This window comes from Gardnerella sialicivorans subsp. sialicivorans, assembly GCF_056746795.1.
Genome location: NZ_JBWPXA010000004.1, coordinates 31,510 through 56,756, shown reverse-complemented (window position 1 = coordinate 56,756; position 25,247 = coordinate 31,510). Strand labels below are relative to the sequence as shown.

Here is a 25,247-nt window from a genome sequence, read left to right as displayed (position 1 = left end):
ATAATCAATCAAATTTTTACTAAATCATGCATACGCTATGTTCATTTAGTGAGAGCAGATTTTACCGCGGACGAGTTACTGCCACTTTGCGAGCGCGATCTGCTAATTCGTCCAATTTGGCAAGCTCCGCGCGTTGAGCATCAGTTTGCTTGGGCGAAAATTCGCCGTAACGATTTTGAGCAGCTGTGCGAATTAAAAAGTCAGCCAAACGCGGATTTTTTGGCAAAACCGAACCGTGCATATAAGTGCCAATAACGTTGTACTTGCGCGCGCCTTCCGTGTGATCTTCACCGTTATTTCCGCAATTTTCACCATCAACCGAGCCTAATGGCTGCGTACCACTCTGCAAACTTGTGCGCCCGGAATGGTTCTCGTATCCCACAATATCTCCAAAATCGGCGCTATGCTCAACAAGATTTCCAATCATGCGCACGTCTTGACCAACCGTATGCTCGCCGAGTATGCCTATGCCTTCAAGCCTCTGGCCTTCAATAGTCTCAAAGTATTCTCCAAAAAGCTGGTAAAGCCCGCAAATCATAAGCATTGGAACGCCATCTTTTGCAAGCTCACGAATCGCGTCTGCGCGTGCAAATAAATCATCCGTAACTCTACTTTGACCATGATCTTGGCCGCCGCCACCAAGAATCATATCTACTCGCTTTGGCCAATCATCGCCAACGTTGTACTCGTGAAGCACGGGCTTGTAGCCATACAATTCCGCTCGGCGCATAATCGTAAGCACATTGCCGTAATCTCCGTAAATATTCATGTCTTTTGGGTATAGCGACACAATATCTAGCACGCGATTTGCGTCTTTATTAGTAGCATTCGCTTGACTAATATCATTAACGTCACTCATATTATTCATTACGACTACTTTCTTGCTACTTTCTTGCTACTTTCCGACTCCAACATCTTTAACGCTTGCGATTTGCCCTAATGTAGCTCGCACGCGAAGCATTGCAGTGTATGTGCAATATATGCGTTTTGCGTTTTTAGCATTGCTACTAAAATCACCATTTACAAAGGCTTTAACGTCTTCTTCTAAATCAGTGTTCACATTTCTAGAAGCAACTTTGTCGTATTGCAAACGCAAAGCCATATCCCACGCGCGTGTGCCAGAAACGCAAGCGACTCCAGTGCTGCTAAAGCACGTAAAATCAACGTCCCACAGCCAGCTCATGTCTCGACCGTCCGCGTATTCGTCGCAAATTGCAATCATTGTGTCATGATTTTCAGGCTTACAAGAAGCGAGCGCAAGTCTAAATCCAATAGGATTTTTCACTAGAACAAGCTCAACAGGAGCGCCGTTAACTTCGATTACTTCGCCTCGCCCAAATGCTGGTGTTACGCGAGAAATCGCATCCATAAGCGCATCGTCGTTAAATTTTGCGAACGTTGCATCTTTTTTAGCAGCATCCGCCAAAATAGCACGCACAATCGTAGACGCAGCAGCAGCATTAAAAACGTTATACACGCCTCGCAACTTAACGCTAGTGGTTTCTCTATGACCATCAATCAAAAAATCGGCTTTATTGCCATCAACTTTTGCCAAAACAACATCTGCATGCGGAAGATTGCGCGAATCACTACGCGAATCACTACGCAAATCATCACGCGAATCACTATGCAAATCGTCGTCGGTTGGGAACATGCTTCTTAACGAATCGTCCAAACCAAAATACTTTACTTTGCAAGGCGGCAAAACGTCTTTAGAAAGCGCAGAAATTCGCGGATCTTCGCGGTTTAACACAACTACTCGCTTAGTCGCGTGCGCAACATTACTCAACAATTTAGCTGTAGTGTCAATCTCGCCAAATCTATCTAACTGATCTCGCATAACGTTTAGAAGAAGCGAATAGCGCGGCTTTATTTGATTTACAAGATGCACAGCATAAGCTTCATCAAGCTCTAAAACAGCTATATCCGCATCTAACTTTGTGCCAAAAACAGGCATTTCTTGCACAAGCGACGCCACGACTCCGCGCGTAAAATTCGATCCCGTAGGATTTGTAAACACGCGCAATCCAGCATCTCTGAGCATAGACGCAACCATGCGAGTCGTAGTAGTTTTGCCATTAGTTCCCGAAATTAGCACAACTCCGTAAGGCAAACTCCCAAGCGTTCTAGCTAAAAACCCACGATCTAGTGTTTCTACAACTTTGCCTGGTAAAGCGCTTCCACCGTGGTGCAACGCTCTAGAAACCGCGCGAACCAGCTTTCCTACAGCTGGCATCAAAGCATCAAGCAGCATGGCCATCGTAGCCTCCAACGGCATCATTTCCTTGCGCATACGATTGCGGCTGGTATCCTTGCGGCATGTCTTTAAACTTAGATGTTGCTCCAAGAAAAGCTAGATTAAACGTTTCTGTAGGACCATTGCGATGCTTTGCCATAATAATGTCTGCTTCGCCAGGGCGATCTTCTTTGTTGTAAAAATCAGGCCTGTGCACAAGAAACACAACGTCTGCGTCTTGCTCAATAGATCCCGATTCGCGCAAATCCGAAAGCTGAGGCTTTTTATCGTTTCGCATCTCTGGCCCTCGGTTTAGCTGGCTTAGCGCAACAACTGGCACTTCTAGCTCTTTTGCAAGCAGCTTTAACGCGCGCGAAAACTCGGAAACCTCTTGCTGCCTAGATTCAACTTTCTTTCCAGAAGTCATAAGCTGCAAATAGTCGATTACAACTAGCTTTAAGTCGTTCGTTTGCTTTAGTCGCCTGCATTTTGCGCGAATTTCCATAAGACTCATATTTGGACTATCGTCTATAAAAAGCGGAGCGTCTTTCATTTTTGACCAAAACGCGTTTAGCTTAGTCCACCTATCTGTTGTAATGTCTTCTGCAGTTCCGCGATGCATTGCCGTCATTGGAATATCCGTTTCGGCTGCGATTATTCTTTGAGCAAGCTCCAATTTGTTCATTTCTAGAGAGAACACGATTGTTGTCATATTGTGATGCAACGCTGCAGAACGCGCAAAGTCGATTCCAAGAGTTGACTTTCCCATTGCAGGCCTACCAGCTACGACTACCATTTGCCCTGGCTGCAAGCCTTGCGTCATATCGTCAATATCTCTAAATCCTGTTGGAACGCCTTTTTCAATCTCGTTACTTTGCAACTTGTCTAACTGCTCGAGAGCGTCTTGCACAACTGGGCCAATAGCGGAATAATCCTGATGAACTTTGCCAGAGCTCATCTCGTAAACTTCGGATTGCGCAAGGTTCACAACATCTTCTGCTTGATCTCCCGTAGCTGAATACCCCATTTGCGCAATCTTTGTTCCAGCAGCAATCACGTTTCGCAAAATCGCATTTTTGTGCACAATATCCGCATAATATAGCGCATTCGCGGCTGTAGGAACGCATGCTACAAGGCTATGCAAGTAGTCTGCTCCGCCAATCTTCTCTAGGTTTTCGTCTTTTAGAAGCTCGTTTGCAACTAAAACAACATCTACTGGTTGCGACCCAGAAAACAGGCTTATAATCGCGTCGTAAATTGTTTGATGCTTTGGAATATAAAAGTCTGCTGTTTCTAGGATTTGTGAAACTTCGCCAATAGCATCTTTGCTCATTAGCATTCCGCCCAAAACGGCCATTTCCGCGTCTTCGTCGTGAGGCGGAACCTTGTCAAACAAGCTAACATTAGCGTTAGCGTTGTTTAATCGGTTTGAGTCTTTTCGATTTGACTGCCACATATCATTATCTGCCATAAAATCGAGTATAAACGTCTGCACGGAGCATGCAAACAAAAGTTTATATAAACCAACACAAATCGTAAGTTAAATACTTCACGATTTTACAAATCAACTTAAAAGTCACACTTCACAAGTCACACTTCACAAGTCACACTTCACAAATCACAAATCACAAATCACAAATCAACTTAACAAATCACAAATTTGCACACTTCATCCAATCATCCGTTTTAACTCTAAGCGAATTTCCAAGCGCTCGTCCGCCAATATACACAGCATTAAGAGCAACCCAAAGCGATATTGTTTTAGTAACATCTCCAGCAAAAAGAGCCACATTTGCCACACAAACCGCGCTAATTACAAGAAGATACACAACTGCTGTAATTGAGCACGATTGGGCTAAATATTTGTGATCTCCAGCTCCGATTAACACTCCGTCTAGAGCCCACATAAATCCAGATAGAGGCAAGAAAATTCCAAGAATCGTCATTCCTATTGAAACCAAAAGTTGCACTTCGGCATTTGTGCTAAACAGCGGCGAGCATAACCATCCTGCAAATATCATTAAAATTCCAACAATTACGCTACTTAATGCTCCTACTTGTGCACAAACTTTTGTTATTACATTAGCGCGTTTTAATAAGCCAGCTCCAAGAGCGGAAGCGACTATTGTTTGAGCTGCAATTCCTATAGCGTCTAATATGTTCATAACAAAATTCCAGCAAGAATTTGCAACTTGATATGCCGCTAAAGTGTTTGTTCCAAGTCGCGCAGCAGCTGCAACAGTTGCCACCATGCACGCGCGTAATGCCAATGTGCGTATAAACAGCGGAACGCCACTTCCAGCGCTTTTAAGTATGCTACGCGCTTGTGGACGCAAACGTGCTTTTTCTCGAGCTGCCCAAAAAATCGCTGGTAGCGTTAAAACAATACCCATATACCATTGCGCTATCATTGTTGCTATTCCAGACCCAGCAATGCCAAGGTTCATTCCAAACACAAATAGAATATCTAAAATAGCGTTTAGTACAGCTCCACTTATTGCAGCAAAAAGCGTGATTTTTACTTTACTAAGTCCTCTAAAAATGCCATTTGCAGCGTAAATTAGCAACATTGCAGGCAATCCAGGCATAACAGTTTGAGTGTAAATAATCGCGTTTTTAAGCGTTTCGCCGCTTGCGCCAAAGCTTTGACAAAGCGAGCGCGCAAACACCATTAAAACAAGCGTTAGAACAACCCCAAGCCCAAGAGCAAGCCACAATCCATCCATTCCAACGCTTAGCCCTTGACGATTTTTCCCAGCACCCAATAGTCTCGCGACTTGGCTTGTTGTGTTGTACGCCAAAAACAGGCATAGCCCCGTTGTTGTTAAAAGCACGGTTGAGCCTATTGAAAGCCCTGCAAGTTGCGTTTTGCCTAAATGCCCAACTATTGCAGTGTCTACTAAAACAAACGCTGGCTCTGCAATAAGCTGGCCAAATGTAGGAATAGCTAGAGAAAATATGTGTTTCAGTAGGTCTTTTTTGTTAACATTTTCACTCTGATCGCTCATAATAATGGCCTATTTAACGCCTTTTAATGCCTTTTTGATAATTAAATCGTTTATCTTGAATTATGCAATCGCTATCATAAAACTTTTTGATTTGCAAACCGAATATGATTTCAAAAAAGTTATCCGCAGGATATCCACAAAGTTATCCCCCATTTGTGGATAACTTTTATAGATATGCACAGCAACACGCCTAAAATGTGGATAACTAAAAGTTTTATCCACATTGCGCAATCCGAGTGTGTCACATTTGTGTCTTATCTTCAGCGTCAATCGCAGATTTTTCTTGAGCAATGCCAGAAAAATCGTACGCGCGCTCACCTTGATCCGCTAAATCAACACCCTTACGCTCTTTAGCTTCCGATATTCTCCAACCAAAAAGCTTTTCTAATCCAAACGCAAGCAACGCGCTAACGGCTCCAGAATAAAGAATGGTGATTGCAAGAAGGCATATTTGCGCAATTAGCTGATGCCAATCGCCAGTGGAAAGCAATCCGCTTGCATCCGCAAACAATCCAACAGCTATAATGCCAATAAGCGCAGCAATGCCATTTACGCTTACAACGTGTAGCGCACCATCGTAGCGAGTAAAAGTCTTAGAATGCGTAGCAAGGCATGTAACAACGCCAACAATCGCACCCAGTATAACCGCCCACAAAGGCGCTATAACGTCTGCAGCGGCGGCACTAGCAGCCAAACCAGCCATTATTCCACTAGCTGCTCCAACGGCGCTAAAACATCCCGAGCGCAAGCGTTCCGTAACGCCCCAAGCAAGCATAGACGCAGACGCTGTAATAGTTGAGCTAACCCATGCATATCCAGCAACTCCTGGAAGACCTACAGAAGATCCAATCATTAAGCCAAGCCATCCAAACCAAATGATGAAAATTCCAAGAACAACAAATGGAACATTGTGCGGAGCTCGTGCAGAAACATTGGAAAAATGGCCATTAACCGCAAGCTCGCTAGCGTTTTCTAAAGAAGAATCGCCCTTAGCTTTAGAATCATCGCTAGAAGCAGCAGAATCATTGGTCTTATTAGACTTTGCTACTTCCATCAAAAGCGCGCGAACTAAATTGCCCTTGTGTTCCGAATTTGCACCACCCAAAGACGCAAAAGACTTGGTATGCAAAACAAAATTCTTAAGAGGAAAATGAGCATGACCGCCAATAATAAGAACAATTGCTAAAGCAGAAACAGCCGCAGCTACATGCAGCAAAGATCCGCCTGCAAAATCGTGAATCTGAATTCCAAGAGCCTGAGATATAGCGCCATTAGGAGAAAGCAGACCGCCTCCGCAAACCATGTGCGCAAGAGGCGCAAACACAAGAGTTACCCAAACAGCTACGAATATTAGCCAAATCGCGTAGCGCACACGACCAGCAAGCGCACCAGTTATAAGAGCCACAGCAACAACCGCGCACGCAAGTCTAAATGCCGCTGGAATTCCGCCAGCAAGACCAGTGTTTGCATCCATCGAAGTAAAAATGCCGTGATCTGCCACCATCGAATCGCGTAGCAGCAATCCGCTTACAGGGTCGCCAACAACACCGCCAATCATGTCTTTTCCAGCAAAGGCCATTGACCAGCCCCAAAGAGTCCAAACTATAGTTGTTACCGCAATTGCACCAGCGGAAAGCATCATCATATTAACCATTGATGTTGCGCGCTCGCGGCCACCATAAAACAGTGCGATTCCTGGCGTAATTATAAACACTAATGCGGCAGCCAGTAACGCCCATTGCGGATCCATTGCGGTCATTTTTCACCTCACAAACACAACCATCGGTGGTTGCAACTTATATTCTAATCAGCTCACGCCAAAATGCCATCTACAAAGCTTTTTGGATCAAACGGCGCAAGATCGTCTGGACCTTCCCCTAATCCAACAAGCTTTACAGGTACTCCAAGCTCGCGTTGAACAGAAATCACAATTCCACCCTTTGCGGAGCCGTCTAACTTTGTTAACACAACGCCCGTAATTCCAATAGCTTGCGCAAAAACTTTTGCTTGAGCCATTCCATTTTGGCCAGTTGTAGCATCAAGTACTAAAAGCACTTCGTCTACGGGAACAGTTTTCTCGATTACGCGGCGAATTTTGCCAAGCTCTTCCATAAGATTTGCCTTATTTTGCAACCTTCCAGCCGTGTCTACAATCAAAACGTCTGCGTTTTCTTCTTTGGCAGCTGTAGCACCATCAAAAGCCACGGAAGCAGGATCTGCTCCATCTTTTTGACTACGAACAACTTTAACACCTGCAGCATTTGCCCAAGTTTCAAGCTGATCTGCAGCAGCCGCGCGGAAAGTATCGGCAGCAGCAAGAATTACAGAACGATTTTTAGAAACCATTAGTCGCGCAAGCTTGCCAGCAGTAGTGGTTTTTCCAGTGCCATTTACGCCAACCATCATGATTACGCTTGGCTTATTTGCATCTTGCAAATCTGCTTTTAGACTTCTATCTGCTTTGACTCCAACAACATCCAGCAGTTTTGCGCGCAATGTTTCGCGAACCTCTTGCGAGCTGGCAGCATCAGAAATCCTGGCGTCTTTTTTAAGCGACTCAACTAATTCTTCGCTTGCTTGAGCGCCAACATCTGCCATTAAAAGCGTGTCTTCTACATCTTGCCAGTCATCTTCACTAAGATTATCTTTGCTTAAAATGTTAAAAAGCGCGCGTCCAAAAGGATTTTGACTATTCGCAAGCTTGCCTCTAAGCCTAGCCATCCTAGATGTTGCATTTTCTGGTAATTGTGCGCTAAAATCGCCATTATTTTCAGCGCTACTAGACAATGGGTCTTCTTTGCTAGTAGGTATTATTGGGCCATTCGATTTTCCAATAATTCGCAAAACAACAGCTACCGCCACTAAAGCAACAGCTAAAATAACTGCGCCAACAGTAAACCATATAATCAAATTTAAGTCCATAACCATGTTCATATAATAAGCCTATGAAATTAAAGGGACACATTAAAGGGAATTTGCTCAAATTTTAGTTAAAATTGTTGATTATTCGCAAAAATTACACAAATATTAGTGTTCTAATACAATGATTTTACAGACCATTATGAGTGCAAATTTATGCTACATTTGCAAGCCACTTTAATGGCCACTTTACAATCAAACTGAATTGGGGTAATAGTTTATGGAAAATCTGCCATTAGTCAATGTTTACGGAGCCGATTGGTGTGGCGATTGCATTCGCGCAAAGTCCGCTCTTAACCAGTTTAATGTTGCTTTTACTTGGCACAATATTGAGTCCGAAGACGGAGCTGCTCAAAAAGCTGTTGAGATTAGCGGTCAAAAGCATATTCCTGTTGTGACTTTTAGTGACGGCAGCTTTATGGTTGAGCCATCCGCAAGCCAAATCAAAGATAAGCTTATACAACTAGGACAACTTGTAAATTAACACGCCAACATAGGAGAAGTTGGATTAGTCTGCAAAATGTAGTACACTAGACATTTGTTGCCCCTTTAGCTCAATTGGCAGAGCAGAGTCCTTTTAAGTCTTGGGTTGTGGGTTCGAGTCCCACAGGGGGCACTTTTTTATACCCTTTTATTGCACTTTTATGCGTTTTTGGCCGCTTGCATGCGCAAATAACACAAAAATCACACACAGAGACCAAACACGAGCGCACAAAAATCAGCTTGCCCAAACACTTGCGTCTTGATCGTACTCGTCGTCGCTGCTCACTGCAGGCGCAGGCGTAGAATATGTGTACTCGTCGTCTACAACGCCAGAATCCGCATCCGCATTAATCGCAGCCAAAACGCGCTTATCCATCTTGTATTGTGGCAAAACGTCCTTAATATAGCTTGTTACAGCGTCTTGCATAGAAACGTCGTGCCCAACGCGCTCTGCCATAAACCAACGATGATCCAAAACTTCGTGGAAGAACTGCGCTGGCTGAATTTGCGATCTAAACTCAGGCGGAATCATGCGAACTGTAGGCTCAAACACTTCGCGCATCCAGTCTGTAGCAACAATCTCCAGCTCTTCGCCTTGACGCCATGTAGAAGTGCGATACGCGTCTAAATCGTTAAGAAGCCTGCGAGCTTGATTTTCTTGCACATCTAAGCCAGTTAAGCGCAAAAGCTTTCTAGAAGCATATCCAGCATCCACAACTCGCGGTCTAACCAAAACTCTTCGCCCATCTTCGGAAGTCTTCATCTCAAGCTCGTCTACATCGAATCCAAGCTCATTAAGGCGATTCACGCGGCGCTCAATACGCCACATCTCGTCTGGACTAAACTTATCTACGTCTGTAAGCGTGCTCCAAAGCGAATGGTATCTGTCTACAAGCCTATTTCCAATGCTAATTTCGTCAACTTCTCCAGGCAAAAGCTGGCCAGAACTCAAATCCATTAATTCGCCGATTATATTTGTGCGAGCTAAGTCAATATCATATTCTCGCTGACCTTCGGTAAGACTTCCGTGCAAATCGCCAGTTTCCGCGTCCACCAAAAACGCCGTAAACGCGTCTGCATCTCGCAAAAACAGAACGTTAGAAAGCGAAACATCTCCCCAATAGAATCCCGAAAGATGCAAACGAACCATAAGCACAGCAAGCGCATCAATTAGACGCTCCGCAGTATCTGGGCGCAAAGTTCTAGCAAATAGCGCACGGTACGGCAAAGAGAATTTAAGATGACGAGTAACAAGCATTGCTTCAAGTGGCTCGCCATTCTTATCTTTTCTACCAGCAACAACCGCTATAGGTTTAACTGTTGGAAGTTCCAGCTTGCGCAAGCGTCTTAAAAGCTCATATTCGCGTTCCGCTACTTGACGAGTGATCTCCTTCATTGCGTACACTTCGTCGCCTACGTGCACAAAACGCACAACGTGCCTAGATATGCCTCGAGGAAGGTTAACAAAAAGATTTGTAGGCCATTGAGAAAGCGGCAGCTCCCAAGGAAGCATAAACATTTGAGGATTAGAGCTTGCAGCAGTAATCTTCAACGCTGGCGGTTCCGCAGAAGACACAGTCTCGCTAAGCGCAGAAACCGATGTTGCTTGCGCAGCACGCGGATCCATTGAAGGAGTATCGTTCCATTCCATAAAATCTAGTCTACCCGTAAAGATGAACGCTAATAACCAAATGTGAATAAATGCAAATATAGCTACAAACTAAAATAAGCTAAATCATGCGAAAACGGGGCTCGCCTAGCGAACCCCGCCATACCCTTATACAGAAATCTCGGGCACTTAAAGCAAAAGCAAGTGCCCAAGAAAACGCTAGTTCAAACGCAACTCTGTAGAAGGTGCAAACAGGTGCATCTTGGATGGATCAATCTTAATCTTTACAACGTCACCAACCTTTGGAAGCGCACGTGGGTTCACGCGAATCGTTGTGAGCTTGTTCTGATCGCTCATCATTGTAGATGCTTCTTCTGGAGATCCATCGGTGATGATGTTTCCGTAGATGTAACCGTCGGAGCCAAGATCTTCCACGTTTACAACCTTTAAGGAGAAGGCGTTTGGGTCGTCGGAAGTTGCCAAGCTTGCATCTTCTGGACGGAAGCCAACAATAATCTGACCCTTATCTTCTTCCGTAAGCTTATCAACAGCTTCTGCTGGAAGAGTGATGGAATCTTCGCCAATTTGAGCCTTGCCATCAACCACTGGATGCTGGTTAATGTTCATAGATGGGGAACCAATGAAGCCTGCAACAAACACGTTTGCTGGTCGATCGTAAAGCTCGGTTGGAGCGCCAACCTGCTGCAAAACGCCAAGCTTAATAACAGCAATGCGGTCACCCATTGTCAAAGCTTCAGTCTGATCGTGAGTCACGTAAAGGGTAGTGACGCCGAGCTGACGCTGCAATGCTGCAATCTGTGTACGAGTCTGTACGCGAAGCTTTGCATCAAGGTTAGAAAGAGGCTCATCCATAAGGAAGACTTTTGGTTCACGAACAATTGCGCGACCCATTGCAACGCGCTGACGCTGACCACCAGACAAAGCCTTTGGTTTACGATCCAAGTACTCAGTCAAATCCAAAACTTCAGCAGCTTTTTCAACGCGCTTGCGGATTTCTTCCTTGTTTACGCCCGCAATCTTAAGAGCAAAGCCCATGTTGTCTGCAACAGTCATATGTGGATACAATGCGTAGTTCTGGAACACCATTGCAATATCGCGATCTTTTGGCTGCATTGTAGTAACGTCTTGACCACCAATAAGAATGCGACCTTTGTTAACCTCTTCCAAACCAGCCAACATTCGCAGCGTTGTGGACTTACCGCAGCCAGATGGACCAACGAGTACAAGGAACTCGCCATCCTTAATAGTCATGTTTAAATCATCAACCGATGGCTTATCGTTGCCTGGGTAGATTCGAGTTACATGATCAAATACAACTTCTGCCATGATATTTTCCTTTCATCGGCAGGTACGTGCCGAACGATCCGTTGTGAAGGGTGTGCACTCAAGACCCCAAGTCCTACATCGGCGGCGTCAATCGTCCACATTTACTTACATGGTTCATTGAAGGTTCTCTTCGTTGAGCCATGATTTAATATATCATGTTTATTCAGTAAAAACAGCAAAATTACAGTATTTTCTAACACTTCGGCGTGTCGAGTATAAAAATCACGTATAAACAAAGGCTCATAAACGCGATTACTTTTACAGTAAATATCTAAACATTTGTTTATAAAATAGCGTGTTTAGTGTTAAAAAACAAATTGGCATAGCTGCACACTAACATAATGAATTATGGAAGATGTGAGCATGTTTGACTTGCGCTCTGGCCAAAATGTTGGCGGATACACGCTTATTGAGCGACTGGGCGGAGGCGCTATGGGCTCCGTTTGGCGAGTACAAGACGACGGTGGCCATTTTTACGCAATGAAGATTTTGCGCGCATCGATGCTAGAAAACGAAGATGATAGTTTGGAGTCTGCCGAAGTTAGCAATCCGCAAGAGCAAGCGAGACTTAGACTTAGGCGCGAGGCTCTAGCTTTGCAAAAAATACACCACGAAGGCGTGTGCTCAATAGTAGACATGGAGCTTGATGCTTCAATCGCTTTTATAGTCACAGAGCTTATTGACGGCCACAATCTTAAAGAAGACGTTGCAATTAATGGCCCATACTTTGGTGGCGATTTAGAACGACTTGCGCACAAACTAATCGATGCCGTAAAAGCTGTTCATAGTGCTGGCATAATTCACCGAGATATTAAGCCTACAAACATAATGATTTCCACTACAGGCCCCGTTTTAGTTGATTTTGGAATATCTATGGGACAGGGCGAATCGCATGTTACGCGAACTGGCCTTGTAATGGGAACACCAGGATTTATTGCTCCAGAAATCATTGAAGGTGGAGAATCGAGCGAACTTACAGATTGGTGGAGCGTAGCTGCCGTTCTAGCTTTTGCAGCAACAGGAAAGCCTGTTTTTGGAACCAAGCCAATAATGGCAGTTTTAGAAAGAGCAGCATCTGGGAACGCAAATCTTAATGGCCTTCCAATAAGAACGATGCAAGCGTTCAAAAGCGCATTAAATCCTAAAAAAAGCGAGCGATGCACTCCAGAACAGCTTGAAAACGCAATTTTCCAAGATGCCATGAACCCTACAGACTGGCAGGATTCAAACTACCCTTTTGAGAACAGCTTTAGTGGAGAAACCGTACCCAATAATGCCAAAACTCACGATTTTAACACTACTTTTCAAACAAGAAAGCTTCCAGAAAACCCTAGAAAAATGTGGGTTTCTAAGAATGTTGACAATACAACTTTGTTACACTCTACAGAATCGGATTTAATAGACCCCGAGCCAACATCTTTACTAGACGCCACTAGCACATCTATTACCAAAGTCTACGCGCACAACCCAGAACAAGTTGCAGAGACGAAACAAATTACAGAGCCAGAACAAATCACAAATTCAGAACAAGCAACCAAAATTGCTGAGCCGCCTGAGTTAGATGAAAATCCGCATCCAAACGTAAATAAATACTTATTTCGTGGGCGAGTGGTGTTGGCTATATTCCTTACTCTTGCAAGCTTACTAGCTGCGATTTCTCCAATAGATGCGCTTGCAGCAAATGCTATTTTTATGCTAATCACAGCAACAATCGGGTACAATGTTTGCTCAAGTGTACGCAGAAAACGCGCTAACGAATCCGTTGGCGGAAAAGACATATTTATAAGAGTTGCTAGTATACCTTGGCATTTTATTAAAGCAATCGCATACTCGATTAAAAAAGTCCTAACTCTTGCAATAGCAGGCATTATTGGAGCATATGTGTATCCAATTTTAATCCACGCATCTAGCCAATTAGTCAAAGTTCAAGTTTGGTCAATTAGCTTATTTTTGCCAACATACGCTCCAGATATTTGTTCGCCAACTTCAATTGGATACATTATTGGATTTATTGCAGGATGGATTATTTCTTTTATATTAGGTAAAACTAAAATATTCGCCGTTGGAGCAGGGGCCATTTGCGGAGCGGGAAAATCGCAAGCAACCGACGGCAATTAAGCCCGTTGATACCGTAATCTAAACTATTCCTTTAGATTAATTTACTTATGTATGTTATTTGCAAGATCAGGGGAAGGATAAGCATGCCTAATACTAGCAAAAGCGCGCAAAATCAACCGAATCAGGACCTTCGCGCTAGCAAAGCTAAAGAGTTAAGGCAACAGACAATTGTTGGAATTATTGTTGTTGCTATTTTAATTGGCATGATTGCAGCAATAGGAATTACAGCACTTAACGCTACCAACGCGCAAAATCAAAAGAACGCCGAACAAGCTCAACAAGCAAGACGAGCTGTTAAAAAGCTTACGGCTAGCCAAAAGCCTAAGTACGCAAACGAGCAAGGCGGAATTTTAATTAGTAAAAGCGGCTATAACACAGCGGAACCAAACGCCCCGACTATAGCTGTTTATGCCGATCCTCTGTGCCCAGGATGCGGTAATTTTAACCGCGATTCCGATCAAATGCTTATTGCAATGATGAAGGCTGGCCAAATCAACCTTGAGATTCACCCAATGTCGTTCTTGGATCGAATTTCTAGCGACCACTATTCAACACGCGTAACTGGCGCAATCGCATACATTTCTTCTAACGACGACAATCCTTTGCACTTACTTCAATTTATTAACAACATTTTTGCCGAAGACTTCCAGCCAGAAGAAGGCGATGCCTACAAGCCAGTTAGCAACAAAAAGCTGATTGAGCAAGCTATAAACGCTGGCGTTAGCGAAGAAGTGGCAAACAAAGCATTCAATAGGAATTATCTTGATTGGCAAAACGCCATTAATGCCGACACTCCAAATCGCAAGGCTTTGTGGAATGTTAGCGGATCAAATAAGGGAGCTATGACAACACCAACAACCACTATCAACGGAAAGTTGCTAGATATGGTTGCTGTTAGTAAGAATAAGCTTAGTACTCCAGATGCAATTCTTAAATCTATTGGATTAGACAAGTCTAAGGTTGGTGTTGATGGTGTTATGCCAAAAGTAACAGATAAAGATCAGCCAAATCCTATTGACTAAAAATCATGTTTGCTAGGCATTTATTGAGCATTGACCAAACATTTACTAAACATTGACCAAACATTGATTAGCGTGTTAGCGCCGAAGAGTTGCACTTGGCAGCGGGTGCTGATACACTAATCAATGTTTTGCGCACAAAGATTTCGATTAGCGTGCAAGAACTCGCCTCCTTAGCTCAGATGGCCAGAGCGGCCGCCTTGTAAGCGGCAGGTCGCCGGTTCGATCCCGGCAGGAGGCTCCATTTTATAGGGCATTTTGCAGAGTAAAAGCAAAGTAAAAGCAGAGTAAAAGCATAGTAAAAAATAGTCTGAATTATAAAAATCCACTTGTATGCATATTATGAGTCATAAGCATGTAAAAGTTTTTAGTAAATTTACAATAACAATAATAAGATAATAAATTATAAATAGATTTATTTTATGATGAATCGTAAAGCTTACAAAAACACTTTATGCTGATTACTTCGCTTGAGTAAGCACTCGGGAACCTTCCCCCAACTCAGGGTTTCCGAGCAAGAGGATGGAGCGTCCCCCAACCAGCTCCTCCTCGTGGGGGCAGGACAAATCCCCTTCTCTCCTGCCCCCTTTTATCTTTTATAGTTTTATAATTTTATAGTTTTATAATTTAAGACTGATTCTTCTTAACGCATTTTTAATAAGTTGGATTCATATGCTTATAGTCTTATTTTTGGCTGATTGTAATCATTGCTATAATTAAAATTCAGTTTTGCATTGAAAGTGAGGTTGAATGGCACGCAGATGGACGCCTCAGCGGTTTGTAATAATGAGAAGACTACGCGTTTTTATATGCGTTCTAGCTCTTGTTATTTCTAGCACTGGGATTTTTGCACTTTCTGCGCGTAAATCTATTGCTTTAATCATAAATGGCAAAACTAAAGTAGTAACAACTTATGCATCTACTACACAAAGACTTCTACAAGAACAAAAAGTACCAGTTAAAACACACGACCAGGTTATTAGTACTTCGGGAGACATATTAGCAGATCACGCAACTGTTACCGTTAGAAGCGCTTATCAAACATCCATTACAGTAGACGGTGTAACAATACCATTTTGGACCGTTGCAACAAGCATTGACCAATTAATCGGATTCTTCCAAGCAAACGCAGATCATGCTGCAAAAATAACTGTTAATTTGCAAAACATCTACAACAAGCTTACGGGCGGATTGTCAATTAACAAAAAAGGACCAGTCACAGTTATTTGCGATAACAAAACAAGAGTTGTTCCAGATGGAACTCTGCCAGCAAGCTCCATTCTTGATTCTTTAGGAATAGTCTTAGGAAAAGAAGACCAAGTAACTGTTAGCGAAGAAAACGGAAAAACCTTGCTTCGCATTCTTAGAGTAACGCATGGAAAAGAATCTAGAAACGTTGTTATTCCATTTAGCACTGTAAACGTAAACGACCCAAGTCTTGCAATAGGAGCTAGTGTTATTAAACAAGCTGGCGTAAATGGCGAGCGCATAGATTTATATAACGTGACTTATGTAGACGGCAAAGCTCAAAATGCAACTCTAATAAAGCAGTCAATTGTTAAGCCATCAATTGATCAAATTGTTGCAATTGGCGCAAAATCTACTCCTAAAACTCAAAACGAATCTAAGCCAAGCAAACGAATCAATAAACAAGAAACCAAGAAACCAAATAATCAAACTCAATCACAAAAAACTAATACGCATCAACAAAATACGCAAAACCAAAGCACACAACAGAGCACACAAAATCAAAATACTCAAAGCCAAAATGCTCAAAATCAAAATACTCAACAAAACAATAACAACAATCAGCAAAATTCTAAGCAAACTGTTGAAAACTCACAAGCTATAACACCCACGCCAACTCCTGCACCTGCACCCGCGCCTGCAGATAACCCAAACGGCATGGTTCATGCAACACCAGAACAAGCAAAACTCTATGCTCAAGCAGCATGCGCACAACTTGGTTGGACTGGCGCAATGTGGGAAGATCTTGTTAAATTGTGGACAAAAGAATCGCATTGGCGTTGGAATGCAGAAAATAAAAGCTCTGGCGCGTACGGAATTCCGCAATCACTTCCAGCAAACAAAATGGCGAGCGCGGGAGCAAACTGGCACGAAGATGCGTCAATACAAATAACGTGGGGTCTTAGTTACATTAGAAGTAAATATGGAAATCCTAGCGAAGCCTGGAAGTATTCACAAAAAATTGGATGGTATTAAAGTTTGGATGGTACTAAATTGACGAAAGATAATATTGAAAATCAAGAAGGCAGCCTTCTTGGAGCAGCCGATATTCGCGCAATTGCAGCACAAGAGGGCATTACGCCTACAAAAAAGTTTGGTCAAAATTTTGTTATTGACCCAGGAACAGTTAAAAAAATCGTTGCCGCGTCAAAAATTAATTCAAACGATTTTGTTATGGAAGTAGGCCCTGGTCTTGGCTCGCTTACACTTGCGATTCTTCAAACGGGCGCAAATCTTACTGCTGTAGAAATAGACCCACCTCTTGCTAAACGTTTGCCAAAAACTGTTAAAGAGTTTATGCCTAACGCTTTAGAACGATTTAATGTGATTCTTAAAGACGCGTTAGAAGTAAATGTTCAAGACGTTCCCGATTTAGCAAGAGCGGCGCATTTTACACTTGTTGCAAATCTTCCATACAACGTTGCAACACCGATTATTCTTACTCTTCTAGAAAAATTCGATAATCTTACAAGCTTTCTTGTAATGGTTCAAAAAGAAGTTGCAGATCGCTTATGTGCGCAGCCTGGCAATAAAACATATGGCACTCCAAGCGTAAAGTTGGCGTGGTACGGCACTGCTCAAAAAGCGGGTTTGATTGGCAGAAACGTATTTTGGCCTGCTCCAAATGTTGACTCCGCGCTAGTGTATTTTAAGAGAAACGATAATCCAAAAGGCAGCGAGCAAGAAAAAGAAAAAGTGTTTAAGATTATTGATGCAGCATTCCAACAGCGAAGAAAAACGCTAAATGCAGCACTAAAGAGCATTGTTCCTAAAGAAGCCTACGAACTTTCTAAGATTGATTCAACAAGACGAGGCGAAACTTTAACTTGCGACGAATTTTTAGCTCTGTCCAAAGCTTTTAACAGTTAAAGTACGCTGATAAACGCCGTCATGCATAGTAAGTAAAATAGCTAACACTTATGCATACGCATACGCACGCACAATGCGCACAATACAAGCACACAGTACAGATCGGAAGTTAGCATGACGCAGTTTTACGACGAGCGACTAGCCCGAAGAGAGTTCATGTATCAAAGAAAACGATTTGTGCTATCGTCTGTTGCAATCGGAGTTGCAATTGCATTTGTTCTAGCTCTTATTGTGCAATCTCATCTTTTTGGAATTGGTGCTCCTAGAACTCCAGAAGTCGACCCAAACTATGGCGTAGAAGCGCCTTGTGCTGTAAAAAACAAAGACGAAAATAAAGCGTCTTATATAGATAATCGTGCTGTTTCTATACGCGTTCTAAATGGAACAAAATTCCGCGGATTCGCGCGAGCTGTTGGAGAAGGCCTTAGAAATCGCGGTTTTAACTTAATCGAAGTTGGAAATAGCGAAACACGCGTTAAGCGCACAACAATTTATTTTGGAAAACAGTCGATTAACGAAGCTTATACACTAGTTGCCAATTTTAAGGACGCTATTTTGCGCATGGACGACCGTCAAGATAAGCTTATTGACGTTGTTTTAGGAGCAACTTTTAGCAATCTTCGTCCTAAAACCGACGTTCCTGCTGCTGGAGCTACGATTAACGATATTAGAGGCTGCGCAGCGTATAACACAATTAAGAATCTTCCAAAAGCTTCAAACCACAAGCCTATTCAGTAGAATTCTCGCTTTATTCTAACTTGTATTGGCGCGTGTATCTGAGCTTTGCGTGATTCGCTTTATTCAGATTGACTTTCGTACCACTTTTTAAGCTCGTCAACAGCAACACTGTGCTCTACAGGACCATTATCTAGTCTGTATTCCAACATGTGCTTATATGCTTTTCCAACAATAGGGCCAGGCTCCAAGCCAAGAATATTCATGATTTCATTGCCATCCAAGTCTGGGCGAATCGCGTTAAAATCTTCTTGCTTTTTTAATTCGCGTACGCGATCTTCCATCTCGTCCATCGCATGCTCAAACATAAGCGACTTGCGCTTGTTTTGGGTAGTAGCGTCTGCGCGAGTTAAGCGATTTAGCCGCTCGTATAAGTGACCAGAATCCTTAACGTACCTTCTAACTGCAGAATCCGTCCAAGGCTCGTCTACGTAGCCGTGGAATCGCAAATGCAAATTCACAAGCTCGCTTACATCGTCAATAATATGATGGTCAAAATGCAAAGCCTTCATACGCTTTCTAGTCATTTTAGCTCCAACAACATCATGATGATGGAAGCTGACTTTTCCGCCGTCTTCAAACTTTCTAGTACGCGGCTTGCCAATATCGTGCAAAAGAGCCGCAAGTCGCAAAGTTAAATCAGGCCCAGGAACAGCACCTTCGTCATCTGTTTCAAGCGCTATTGCGCGCTCAAGAACCATCATTGTGTGCTCGAAAACATCCTTATGCCTGTGATGCTCATCAATTTCTAAGCGCAAAGCAGGAATTTCTGGCAAAACTCTATCCGCAATACCCGAATCAACCATTGCTTCAATTCCAGCGCGCGGATTTGCCGAAAGAAGCATCTTTGTTATTTCGTCGCGAACGCGCTCCGCAGAAACAATATCTAATCTAGAAACCATGCTCAAAATGGCCTCAGCTGTGCTTGCTTCAATGCTAAATCCAAGTTGAGCAACAAAGCGAACAGCACGCATCATTCTTAAAGGATCGTCGTCAAAAGACTGACGTGGATCTACTGGAGTGCGCAAAATACCTTTAGATAAGTCACTTGCTCCACCAAATGGGTCCACAAATTCTAGACTTGGCACGCGCAAAGCCATTGCGTTTACTGTAAAATCGCGCCTAGAAAGATCACCTTCCAAAGTATCGCCATATTTTACTTCTGGCTTTCTGGAATCTGGATTATAAGCATCGCATCTATAAGTTGTTATCTCTACTTTTACTTCGGTTCCGTCTTTTCTGCGCTTCAAAGCACCAAGCGTGCCAAACTTTCGACCCATATCCCAAAAACCATCATGACTCCAAGACCTAAGAAGTGGCTCAAATTCTTCTGGCTTAGCGGATGTGCAAAAGTCAAGATCGTGCGAAACTCTATGCAAAAGCATGTCTCGCACGGGGCCGCCAACAAGCGCCAACTCGTAATTGTGATCGGCAAATAATTTACCCAACTCTATGGCTTCTGGCCAAACTTCAAAGTTCACAGACACGCTTAAAAACACCCTTTCAGCAAAAATCAAACTATATTCCAGCATACCGTTACCCCAATGCACAGCGGATTGAGTAAGGTGGAGTGTATGGTTACCCCAAAAGACTTAAGACGCATGCTCGCCAGAGCCTCGGATAGCCATACCCAAAACACTCCAAGCATTCAAGTCACTCCTCTTGATGTTGCTAGAATGAAAAGCAAAATTCAGCCGCAACAAGCAGAGGAAGAGGAGTCGATTTTTGTTGATATTTCGGGCTTTTCGGGCAGTTACACTGTTGAAAACATTCATGTTAATATAACGGAATCCAGGCAGCAAATATCTTCTATTAATGCTCCTTCTCCTGCATTAATGCCTCAAAGAAGAGTTAATGACGGTCCTAAAACTTTTGCTTCTCTAGACGCACAGGATTTGCCTATTGTTCGAGAATATTCCGCTGGAGGATTAGTTTTTGACTCTCTTGGGCGTGTCGCGGTTATAGCTCGACATTCGCGAAGTGGTCACATGGAATGGTGCTTGCCAAAAGGCCATATTGAAAAAGGCGAAACACCGCAACAAACAGCAGTTAGGGAGATTCGCGAAGAAACGGGGATTCTTGGCGAAGTTGTTGATTCAATTGCAACTATCGACTACTGGTTTACTGGAACAAGCCAGCGTGTACATAAACTTGTTCACCACTTTGCGCTTAAGTATGTTAGCGGCGAATTATCTGTTCTTGGAGACCCAGATCACGAAGCAGAAGACGCGATTTGGGTTGATTTTAAGAATCTTAACGATATTTTGAGCTACCCAAACGAACGAAAAATAGCATGGATGTATGCTAAGAAGGCGAATAGGCGGCAAAACCGTGATTAACGTTACTAATGTGATTAATGTGATTGATTTTTCAAAAAACCAGTTGCGTAAGTCGCAAAAAAATGCGTTTTTAAGACTTTGCGTAACCACAGTTCTAATGGCACTCTTGCTTGCGACTTTCCCATTTTTCTTCGCACCAAAAGTCGCGTATGCTAATCAGTCATCCTTAATTTCCTACTCTTTGTATAACACAAAATCCAAAGGAATCTCACTAAAAATCGTAAAGTCAACTTCGATTCTTACAGATAAAAGCGGATACCACATTAGTCTTCTGCTTAAAAATAACAGTTCTAAAAATTTTCCAGAAGGCAAAATTCAAGTCACTTTTAACCCTTGGTACACTTTTATGTCTAGAACCGACTTACAAAAATGGAGCCAATCCGAGTCTAGGATTCCAACTCCTCAGCTAATAGGAGAAGTTAGTGTTCCAGCGCTTGCAAGCGGAAAATCCTATAGTGCGCAAATCGACGTTGATGCAAACAGTCAAAATCTTTCAAACATTATTTATTGGGGTCCAAAACCTGTTTCTATAACGTATTCTTCTTTAGATTTTAAGCATTATTATTCTGTTGAATCGTTTGTAACTAGAGCAAATATTGGCATTAAAAACATTCAAACTCCGCCAATTAATGTGACTTTACTAATGCCAATAATCGCAAAATCTTCCGATTGGCGTTACAACATTAGCAAGCACAATATTTCTCCTTCTATTAGCGCCATTAGTGAATCGCAAGAAGATTTAGCAGGTTCTACAGCAAGTCCTACAACAGGCTCTACAACAGGCTCTACAGCAAGTCCTGCAACTAGCAAAAAAATCAGGCTTAGTAAAAGCAGTATTAAGCGCATTAATTCTTTAATAAATCTTGTTCAAAAGCATCCAAAGTTGCAAACAATAGCAGACCCAAACACTCTTAAATTTAGTGAACCAACATTTACTCCTTCCGTATTTATGCAAAATAACGGTTTTAACATAAGCAGGTATGCGGAATCTGAAAATCATGTTTCTTATAAACTAGCTGGAATTGGTTTAGATTCTTGGAGTAAAAAATCATCTGTATTAGAAAATTCCACAACAAAGCCGTTAAATATTGATTCCTACGCTTTTCAAACAGGCGAAAAATGGACTCTACGCGCACTAGAACAGGCTGCCGCAAACGGATACAAAACAGTAGTGGCCACTAGCGGATTCGACCCTCTAGCAAACCGTTTTGCAGTAAAAAATGGTGTTTACGAGGTTCAAACATCTTCTGGCATAGTAAAAGTGCTTTCTTGCCAAGAAACACTTAACGAGCTAATAAATGGACATTTTACAAGCGTTCAATCAGCAGCAGAATCTACTAGCGCAGGCCTTCTAAACAGGCTTGCAGCGCAAAGCGCCTTCTATCAGATGGAACAGCCTTATATGCCTAGGCATTTGCTACTAACTTTTAGCCCAAATTCTTCTATACCTTTAATTGAATCAGTTGTAAGCATTCTAGAAAAATCGCCTTGGCTTAGTCTTCTAGATATAAATTCTTTAACACAATCAAAGGCGATTACTAAAGAGCACCTTGGGTATAGCCCAGTTCCTAAGGCGAGTTCAATCGAAGGAAAATCATTAATCGCAAGCAAAGCTAAGATTAACCAACTAGCTTCCGATAGAATGCTAGTAAACCAATTTATAAACAGCATTCTTGATTGCAATGAGCTTAATCATCATAAAACTAGCGAATCAGATGCTCAATCTCTTGCAAAACAAAATGCAAAGCTAAAAATTAATCAAAATAGCAAAAGCTGGAGCGAAAATCTTATTAAACTTTTTGACGCAATGGCTCAAAGAGAGCTAGATAATACGTTAAATAGCGCTAGCCAATCAAACAACTACGCTAGTAAATCGAACAACGCTAGTAAATCGCAGCCACAAACTAAAGACGGCACTCACGATTTAGCTAAAATGCTAACTTCTGGAATAAATATTATTCCTCCAAAAGACGTTACTCTTGTAAGCGAAACAGCAACTATGCCGATTACAATAAGCAACACCAACCCATACCCGATTAGCGTATATTTAACTGCGTATACCAATTCTATGGAAATAGTAACTAGAAGAAAAACACCAGTTAAAATCGCAGCAAATAGCGAATCCCAGGTGATTTTGCCGCTTAGATCTACAACGTCTAGCAAAGTTAAAGCCACTTTTGCTCTAGAAGATAGAAACCACAACGTTTTTAGTGGAACTAAAGAGACGACAATCACAAGCACGCTGCAAATCAGCGATAAAAGCGGTACGATTATTATAATATTTGCTTTTGCACTTGGAGCTTTGGGGCTTTGGAGGCAGTTTAATCGTAAAAAGGACCCAGACGAATGAATTCAGTAGGCCGCAACTCGATTATAATGGCAAGCGGCACAGCTGCTTCTAGAATAACTGGCCAGATTAGAACAATTTTGCTCGCCGCAGCCCTTGGCACAACTGGCTTGGCAGCAAACGCTTACCAGGCTGGGTCTATGATTCCTCAGCTTATTTATACGCTTGTTTCTGGCGGAATTTTCAATGCTGTTCTTGTTCCACAAATCGTTAAAACTCTAGAAAAACAAGATGCAAAAAATAGGCTAAATAAGCTAATAACATTTGCTATTATCCTTCTTTTAGGCGTAACTATTTTAATGGCGATTGCCACACCTGTTTTAACATGGCTTTACGTTGGATCAAACCCAGCAATGATTGCACTTACAAACGCTTTTACGCTATGGTGTATGCCTCAAATATTCTTCTACGGCCTTTATACCGTACTCGGCCAAGTTCTGGCCGCTAAAGGCAAGTTTGCAATGTATGCTTGGAGCTCGGTTGCTGCAAACATTGTTAGTTGCACGGGATTTGGCGTGTTTATTGCGATTTTTGGAAAGGCAAGTAGACAGCCTGCGCATTTTTGGAACAACACTACAATGCTTTTAACTGCAGGCTTTTGGACTTTAGGCGTTGCAGCTCAAGCACTTGTTTTGTTTATTCCTCTTAAAAAAATCGGATTAAAGTATAAGCCAAGTTTTGGCATTAGTGGCATTGGCTTGCGTTCTATGGGCCCCGTTGCAGCTTGGAGCTTTGCAATCGTGGCTGTTAGTCAACTTTCTACAATGGCCACAACTCACATAACAACAAGCGCACCTTCTATAGCCGAAGAAACATTGGGATTAAGCCAATTTGATGTTGCAGGAAACGCCACTTTTCAAAACGCATACACAATGTTTATTCTGCCATATTCGCTTATAGCTGTATCGGTTGCAACTGCTGTTTTTCCAAAGATCTCCAAGTCGATTGCACAACACGATTTATCTACAGTTCGCGCAGATTTAAGCTCTTGCATTAGAAGCGTTAGCATTTTAATGTGCTTCTTTAGTGTTGCTTTTATTGTGATTCCAATGCCTATCTCTTTGGCTCTTTTGCCTTCAATTAGCATAAAAGAAGCATACTTAATGGCGGATCCGCTTATGATGCTTTCTATTGGTTTGCCATTATCTAGCGCCTATTTGATTATTCAACGCACATTCTACGCTTTTGAAGACGGAAAGCATCCATTTATGTTTTGTGCAGCGCAACTTTGCGTAGAGCTTGTTATTGTGTTTTCTTGCATAAAGTTCCTTCCGCCAAACTACTGGGTTAGTGCTTTAGCAGCAGCTGCATCGTTTAGCTACATTCTTACTTTCCCTGCGCTTGTTAAAATGATTAGGTCTCGTTTTAACAATAATTTAGACGATAAGCAGCTTATTGTTACTCACATAAAGGTAATTGCGGCTTCGATTGTTTCTATTGTTGTTGGAATTTTGGCTAGAGAATTTATTTACCAGTGGATTTCTTTAGATTCAACAAATCTTCGTGGTGTTAATCGATGGTTGCTTGCGATTTTTGTTTGCGCAATTATAACTATTATTCTTGTAATCGTTTACGTATCTACTCTCTTGCTTTTAAGAACTAGTGAATTGGCAAGCATTATTAATCCAATTCTTAAAAGAATCGGCGTAAAATGGTCGTTCTTGCTGAATCTTGAGCGCGCAAATACTGTTAAAAGTAATGCCAAAAGTAATATAAAAAACGTTAGTGAAAGCAGTGGTGACAGTAGCAGCAACAACAGTAGCAACAAAAATAATTCATCTCGTATTATTCGTTCAAAATAGGCAAAAACAGTGCATAATGTGCAATAAAAGGTCACAATAGTAAACAATAAATCGTCGCAATAAAAGTCGATAAAAATAAATCAACACAATGAGCGATAATTAAATCAAAATAAATAAACAACAATTAAACAACAATAATTGCAAAATAAAGAGCGTTTTACTAAATTC

At 42.3% G+C, this 25,247-nt stretch carries 18 protein-coding genes and 2 tRNA genes; 11 read left to right on the top strand and 9 right to left on the bottom strand.

Going from position 1 to position 25,247, the window contains the following annotated elements; translation table 11 throughout:
* Positions 1-61: 61 nt before the first annotated feature.
* From AC1EKB_RS03635 to ftsY, 6 genes are all read right to left on the bottom strand, one after another.
* Positions 62-868 carry a type 1 glutamine amidotransferase gene (locus tag AC1EKB_RS03635; protein ID WP_415694445.1) on the bottom strand — a complete coding sequence of 269 codons (807 nt, stop codon included), beginning with the start codon at positions 866-868 and terminating at the stop codon, positions 62-64.
* 27 nt (positions 869-895) lie between these two features.
* Positions 896-2,260 (bottom strand): MurT ligase domain-containing protein, encoded by a 1,365-nt coding sequence (locus tag AC1EKB_RS03630; protein WP_415694444.1) that lies wholly within the window; start codon positions 2,258-2,260, stop codon positions 896-898.
* The gene (gene dnaB, locus AC1EKB_RS03625; RefSeq protein WP_415694443.1) at positions 2,244-3,707 is read right to left on the bottom strand and encodes a replicative DNA helicase; all 1,464 of its coding nucleotides are present in this window, start codon (positions 3,705-3,707) and stop codon (positions 2,244-2,246) included. Before dnaB ends, AC1EKB_RS03630 begins: the two co-directional genes overlap by 17 nt.
* A 181-nt stretch (positions 3,708-3,888) precedes the next feature.
* Complete coding sequence (locus tag AC1EKB_RS03620; protein WP_415694442.1) at positions 3,889-5,244, bottom strand: MATE family efflux transporter; 1,356 nt, start codon at positions 5,242-5,244, stop codon at positions 3,889-3,891.
* A 241-nt stretch (positions 5,245-5,485) separates the two neighbouring features.
* Positions 5,486-7,003, bottom strand: coding sequence for an ammonium transporter (locus AC1EKB_RS03615; protein WP_415694441.1), 1,518 nt, complete (start codon positions 7,001-7,003; stop codon positions 5,486-5,488).
* Between the two features lie 53 nt (positions 7,004-7,056).
* The gene (gene ftsY, locus AC1EKB_RS03610) at positions 7,057-8,178 is read right to left on the bottom strand and encodes a signal recognition particle-docking protein FtsY (RefSeq protein WP_481248877.1); all 1,122 of its coding nucleotides are present in this window, start codon (positions 8,176-8,178) and stop codon (positions 7,057-7,059) included.
* Positions 8,179-8,383: 205 nt separating this feature from the next.
* On the opposite strand from ftsY, the gene AC1EKB_RS03605 reads away from it, so the two are divergent.
* Together AC1EKB_RS03605 and AC1EKB_RS03600 are read left to right on the top strand one after the other, a co-directional pair.
* Positions 8,384-8,647: a mycoredoxin gene (locus AC1EKB_RS03605; RefSeq protein WP_415694439.1), complete on the top strand. Its 264-nt coding sequence runs from the start codon at positions 8,384-8,386 to the stop codon at positions 8,645-8,647.
* Between the two features lie 59 nt (positions 8,648-8,706).
* A tRNA-Lys gene (locus tag AC1EKB_RS03600) sits at positions 8,707-8,779 on the top strand.
* Positions 8,780-8,881: 102 nt separating this feature from the next.
* On the opposite strand, the gene AC1EKB_RS03595 is transcribed toward AC1EKB_RS03600, so the two are convergent.
* Positions 8,882-10,297, bottom strand: coding sequence for a DUF4032 domain-containing protein (locus AC1EKB_RS03595; protein WP_415694438.1), 1,416 nt, complete (start codon positions 10,295-10,297; stop codon positions 8,882-8,884).
* A gap of 177 nt (positions 10,298-10,474) precedes the next feature.
* The gene (locus AC1EKB_RS03590; protein WP_018639842.1) at positions 10,475-11,602 is read right to left on the bottom strand and encodes an ABC transporter ATP-binding protein; all 1,128 of its coding nucleotides are present in this window, start codon (positions 11,600-11,602) and stop codon (positions 10,475-10,477) included.
* A 348-nt stretch (positions 11,603-11,950) separates the two neighbouring features.
* On the opposite strand from AC1EKB_RS03590, the gene AC1EKB_RS03585 reads away from it, so the two are divergent.
* The 6 genes from AC1EKB_RS03585 (at position 11,951) to AC1EKB_RS03560 (ending at position 18,594) form a co-directional block, all read left to right on the top strand.
* Positions 11,951-13,720 carry a serine/threonine-protein kinase gene (locus AC1EKB_RS03585; protein WP_481248876.1) on the top strand — a complete coding sequence of 590 codons (1,770 nt, stop codon included), beginning with the start codon at positions 11,951-11,953 and terminating at the stop codon, positions 13,718-13,720.
* 83 nt (positions 13,721-13,803) lie between these two features.
* Positions 13,804-14,742: a DsbA family protein gene (locus AC1EKB_RS03580; protein ID WP_481248875.1), complete on the top strand. Its 939-nt coding sequence runs from the start codon at positions 13,804-13,806 to the stop codon at positions 14,740-14,742.
* Between the two features lie 164 nt (positions 14,743-14,906).
* A tRNA-Thr gene (locus AC1EKB_RS03575) sits at positions 14,907-14,983 on the top strand.
* Between the two features lie 506 nt (positions 14,984-15,489).
* Positions 15,490-16,962, top strand: a complete 1,473-nt coding sequence (locus tag AC1EKB_RS03570; protein ID WP_481248874.1) for an aggregation-promoting factor C-terminal-like domain-containing protein — start codon at positions 15,490-15,492, stop codon at positions 16,960-16,962.
* A gap of 3 nt (positions 16,963-16,965) precedes the next feature.
* Positions 16,966-17,856 (top strand): 16S rRNA (adenine(1518)-N(6)/adenine(1519)-N(6))-dimethyltransferase RsmA, encoded by an 891-nt coding sequence (gene rsmA, locus AC1EKB_RS03565; RefSeq protein ID WP_481248873.1) that lies wholly within the window; start codon positions 16,966-16,968, stop codon positions 17,854-17,856.
* A gap of 114 nt (positions 17,857-17,970) precedes the next feature.
* On the top strand, positions 17,971-18,594 hold the full coding sequence (locus AC1EKB_RS03560) for a LytR C-terminal domain-containing protein (protein ID WP_415694433.1): 624 nt from the start codon (positions 17,971-17,973) through the stop codon (positions 18,592-18,594).
* 59 nt (positions 18,595-18,653) lie between these two features.
* On the opposite strand, the gene AC1EKB_RS03555 is transcribed toward AC1EKB_RS03560, so the two are convergent.
* Positions 18,654-20,123 carry a CCA tRNA nucleotidyltransferase gene (locus AC1EKB_RS03555; RefSeq protein WP_415694432.1) on the bottom strand — a complete coding sequence of 490 codons (1,470 nt, stop codon included), beginning with the start codon at positions 20,121-20,123 and terminating at the stop codon, positions 18,654-18,656.
* Positions 20,124-20,165: 42 nt separating this feature from the next.
* Between AC1EKB_RS03555 and AC1EKB_RS03550 the strand changes: the two genes are divergently transcribed.
* Genes AC1EKB_RS03550 through murJ form a run of 3 tightly spaced genes read left to right on the top strand, consistent with a single transcriptional unit; the run spans position 20,166 to position 25,079 of the window.
* A complete protein-coding gene (locus AC1EKB_RS03550) occupies positions 20,166-20,930 on the top strand; it encodes an NUDIX hydrolase (protein WP_481248872.1) in 765 nt (254 codons plus the stop codon).
* The gene (locus AC1EKB_RS03545) at positions 20,893-23,280 is read left to right on the top strand and encodes a DUF6049 family protein (RefSeq protein ID WP_481248871.1); all 2,388 of its coding nucleotides are present in this window, start codon (positions 20,893-20,895) and stop codon (positions 23,278-23,280) included. The genes AC1EKB_RS03550 and AC1EKB_RS03545 overlap by 38 nt, the downstream gene beginning before the upstream one ends.
* A complete protein-coding gene (gene murJ, locus AC1EKB_RS03540; RefSeq protein ID WP_415694429.1) occupies positions 23,277-25,079 on the top strand; it encodes a murein biosynthesis integral membrane protein MurJ in 1,803 nt (600 codons plus the stop codon). The genes AC1EKB_RS03545 and murJ overlap by 4 nt, the downstream gene beginning before the upstream one ends.
* The last annotated feature ends 168 nt before the right edge of the window (positions 25,080-25,247 follow it).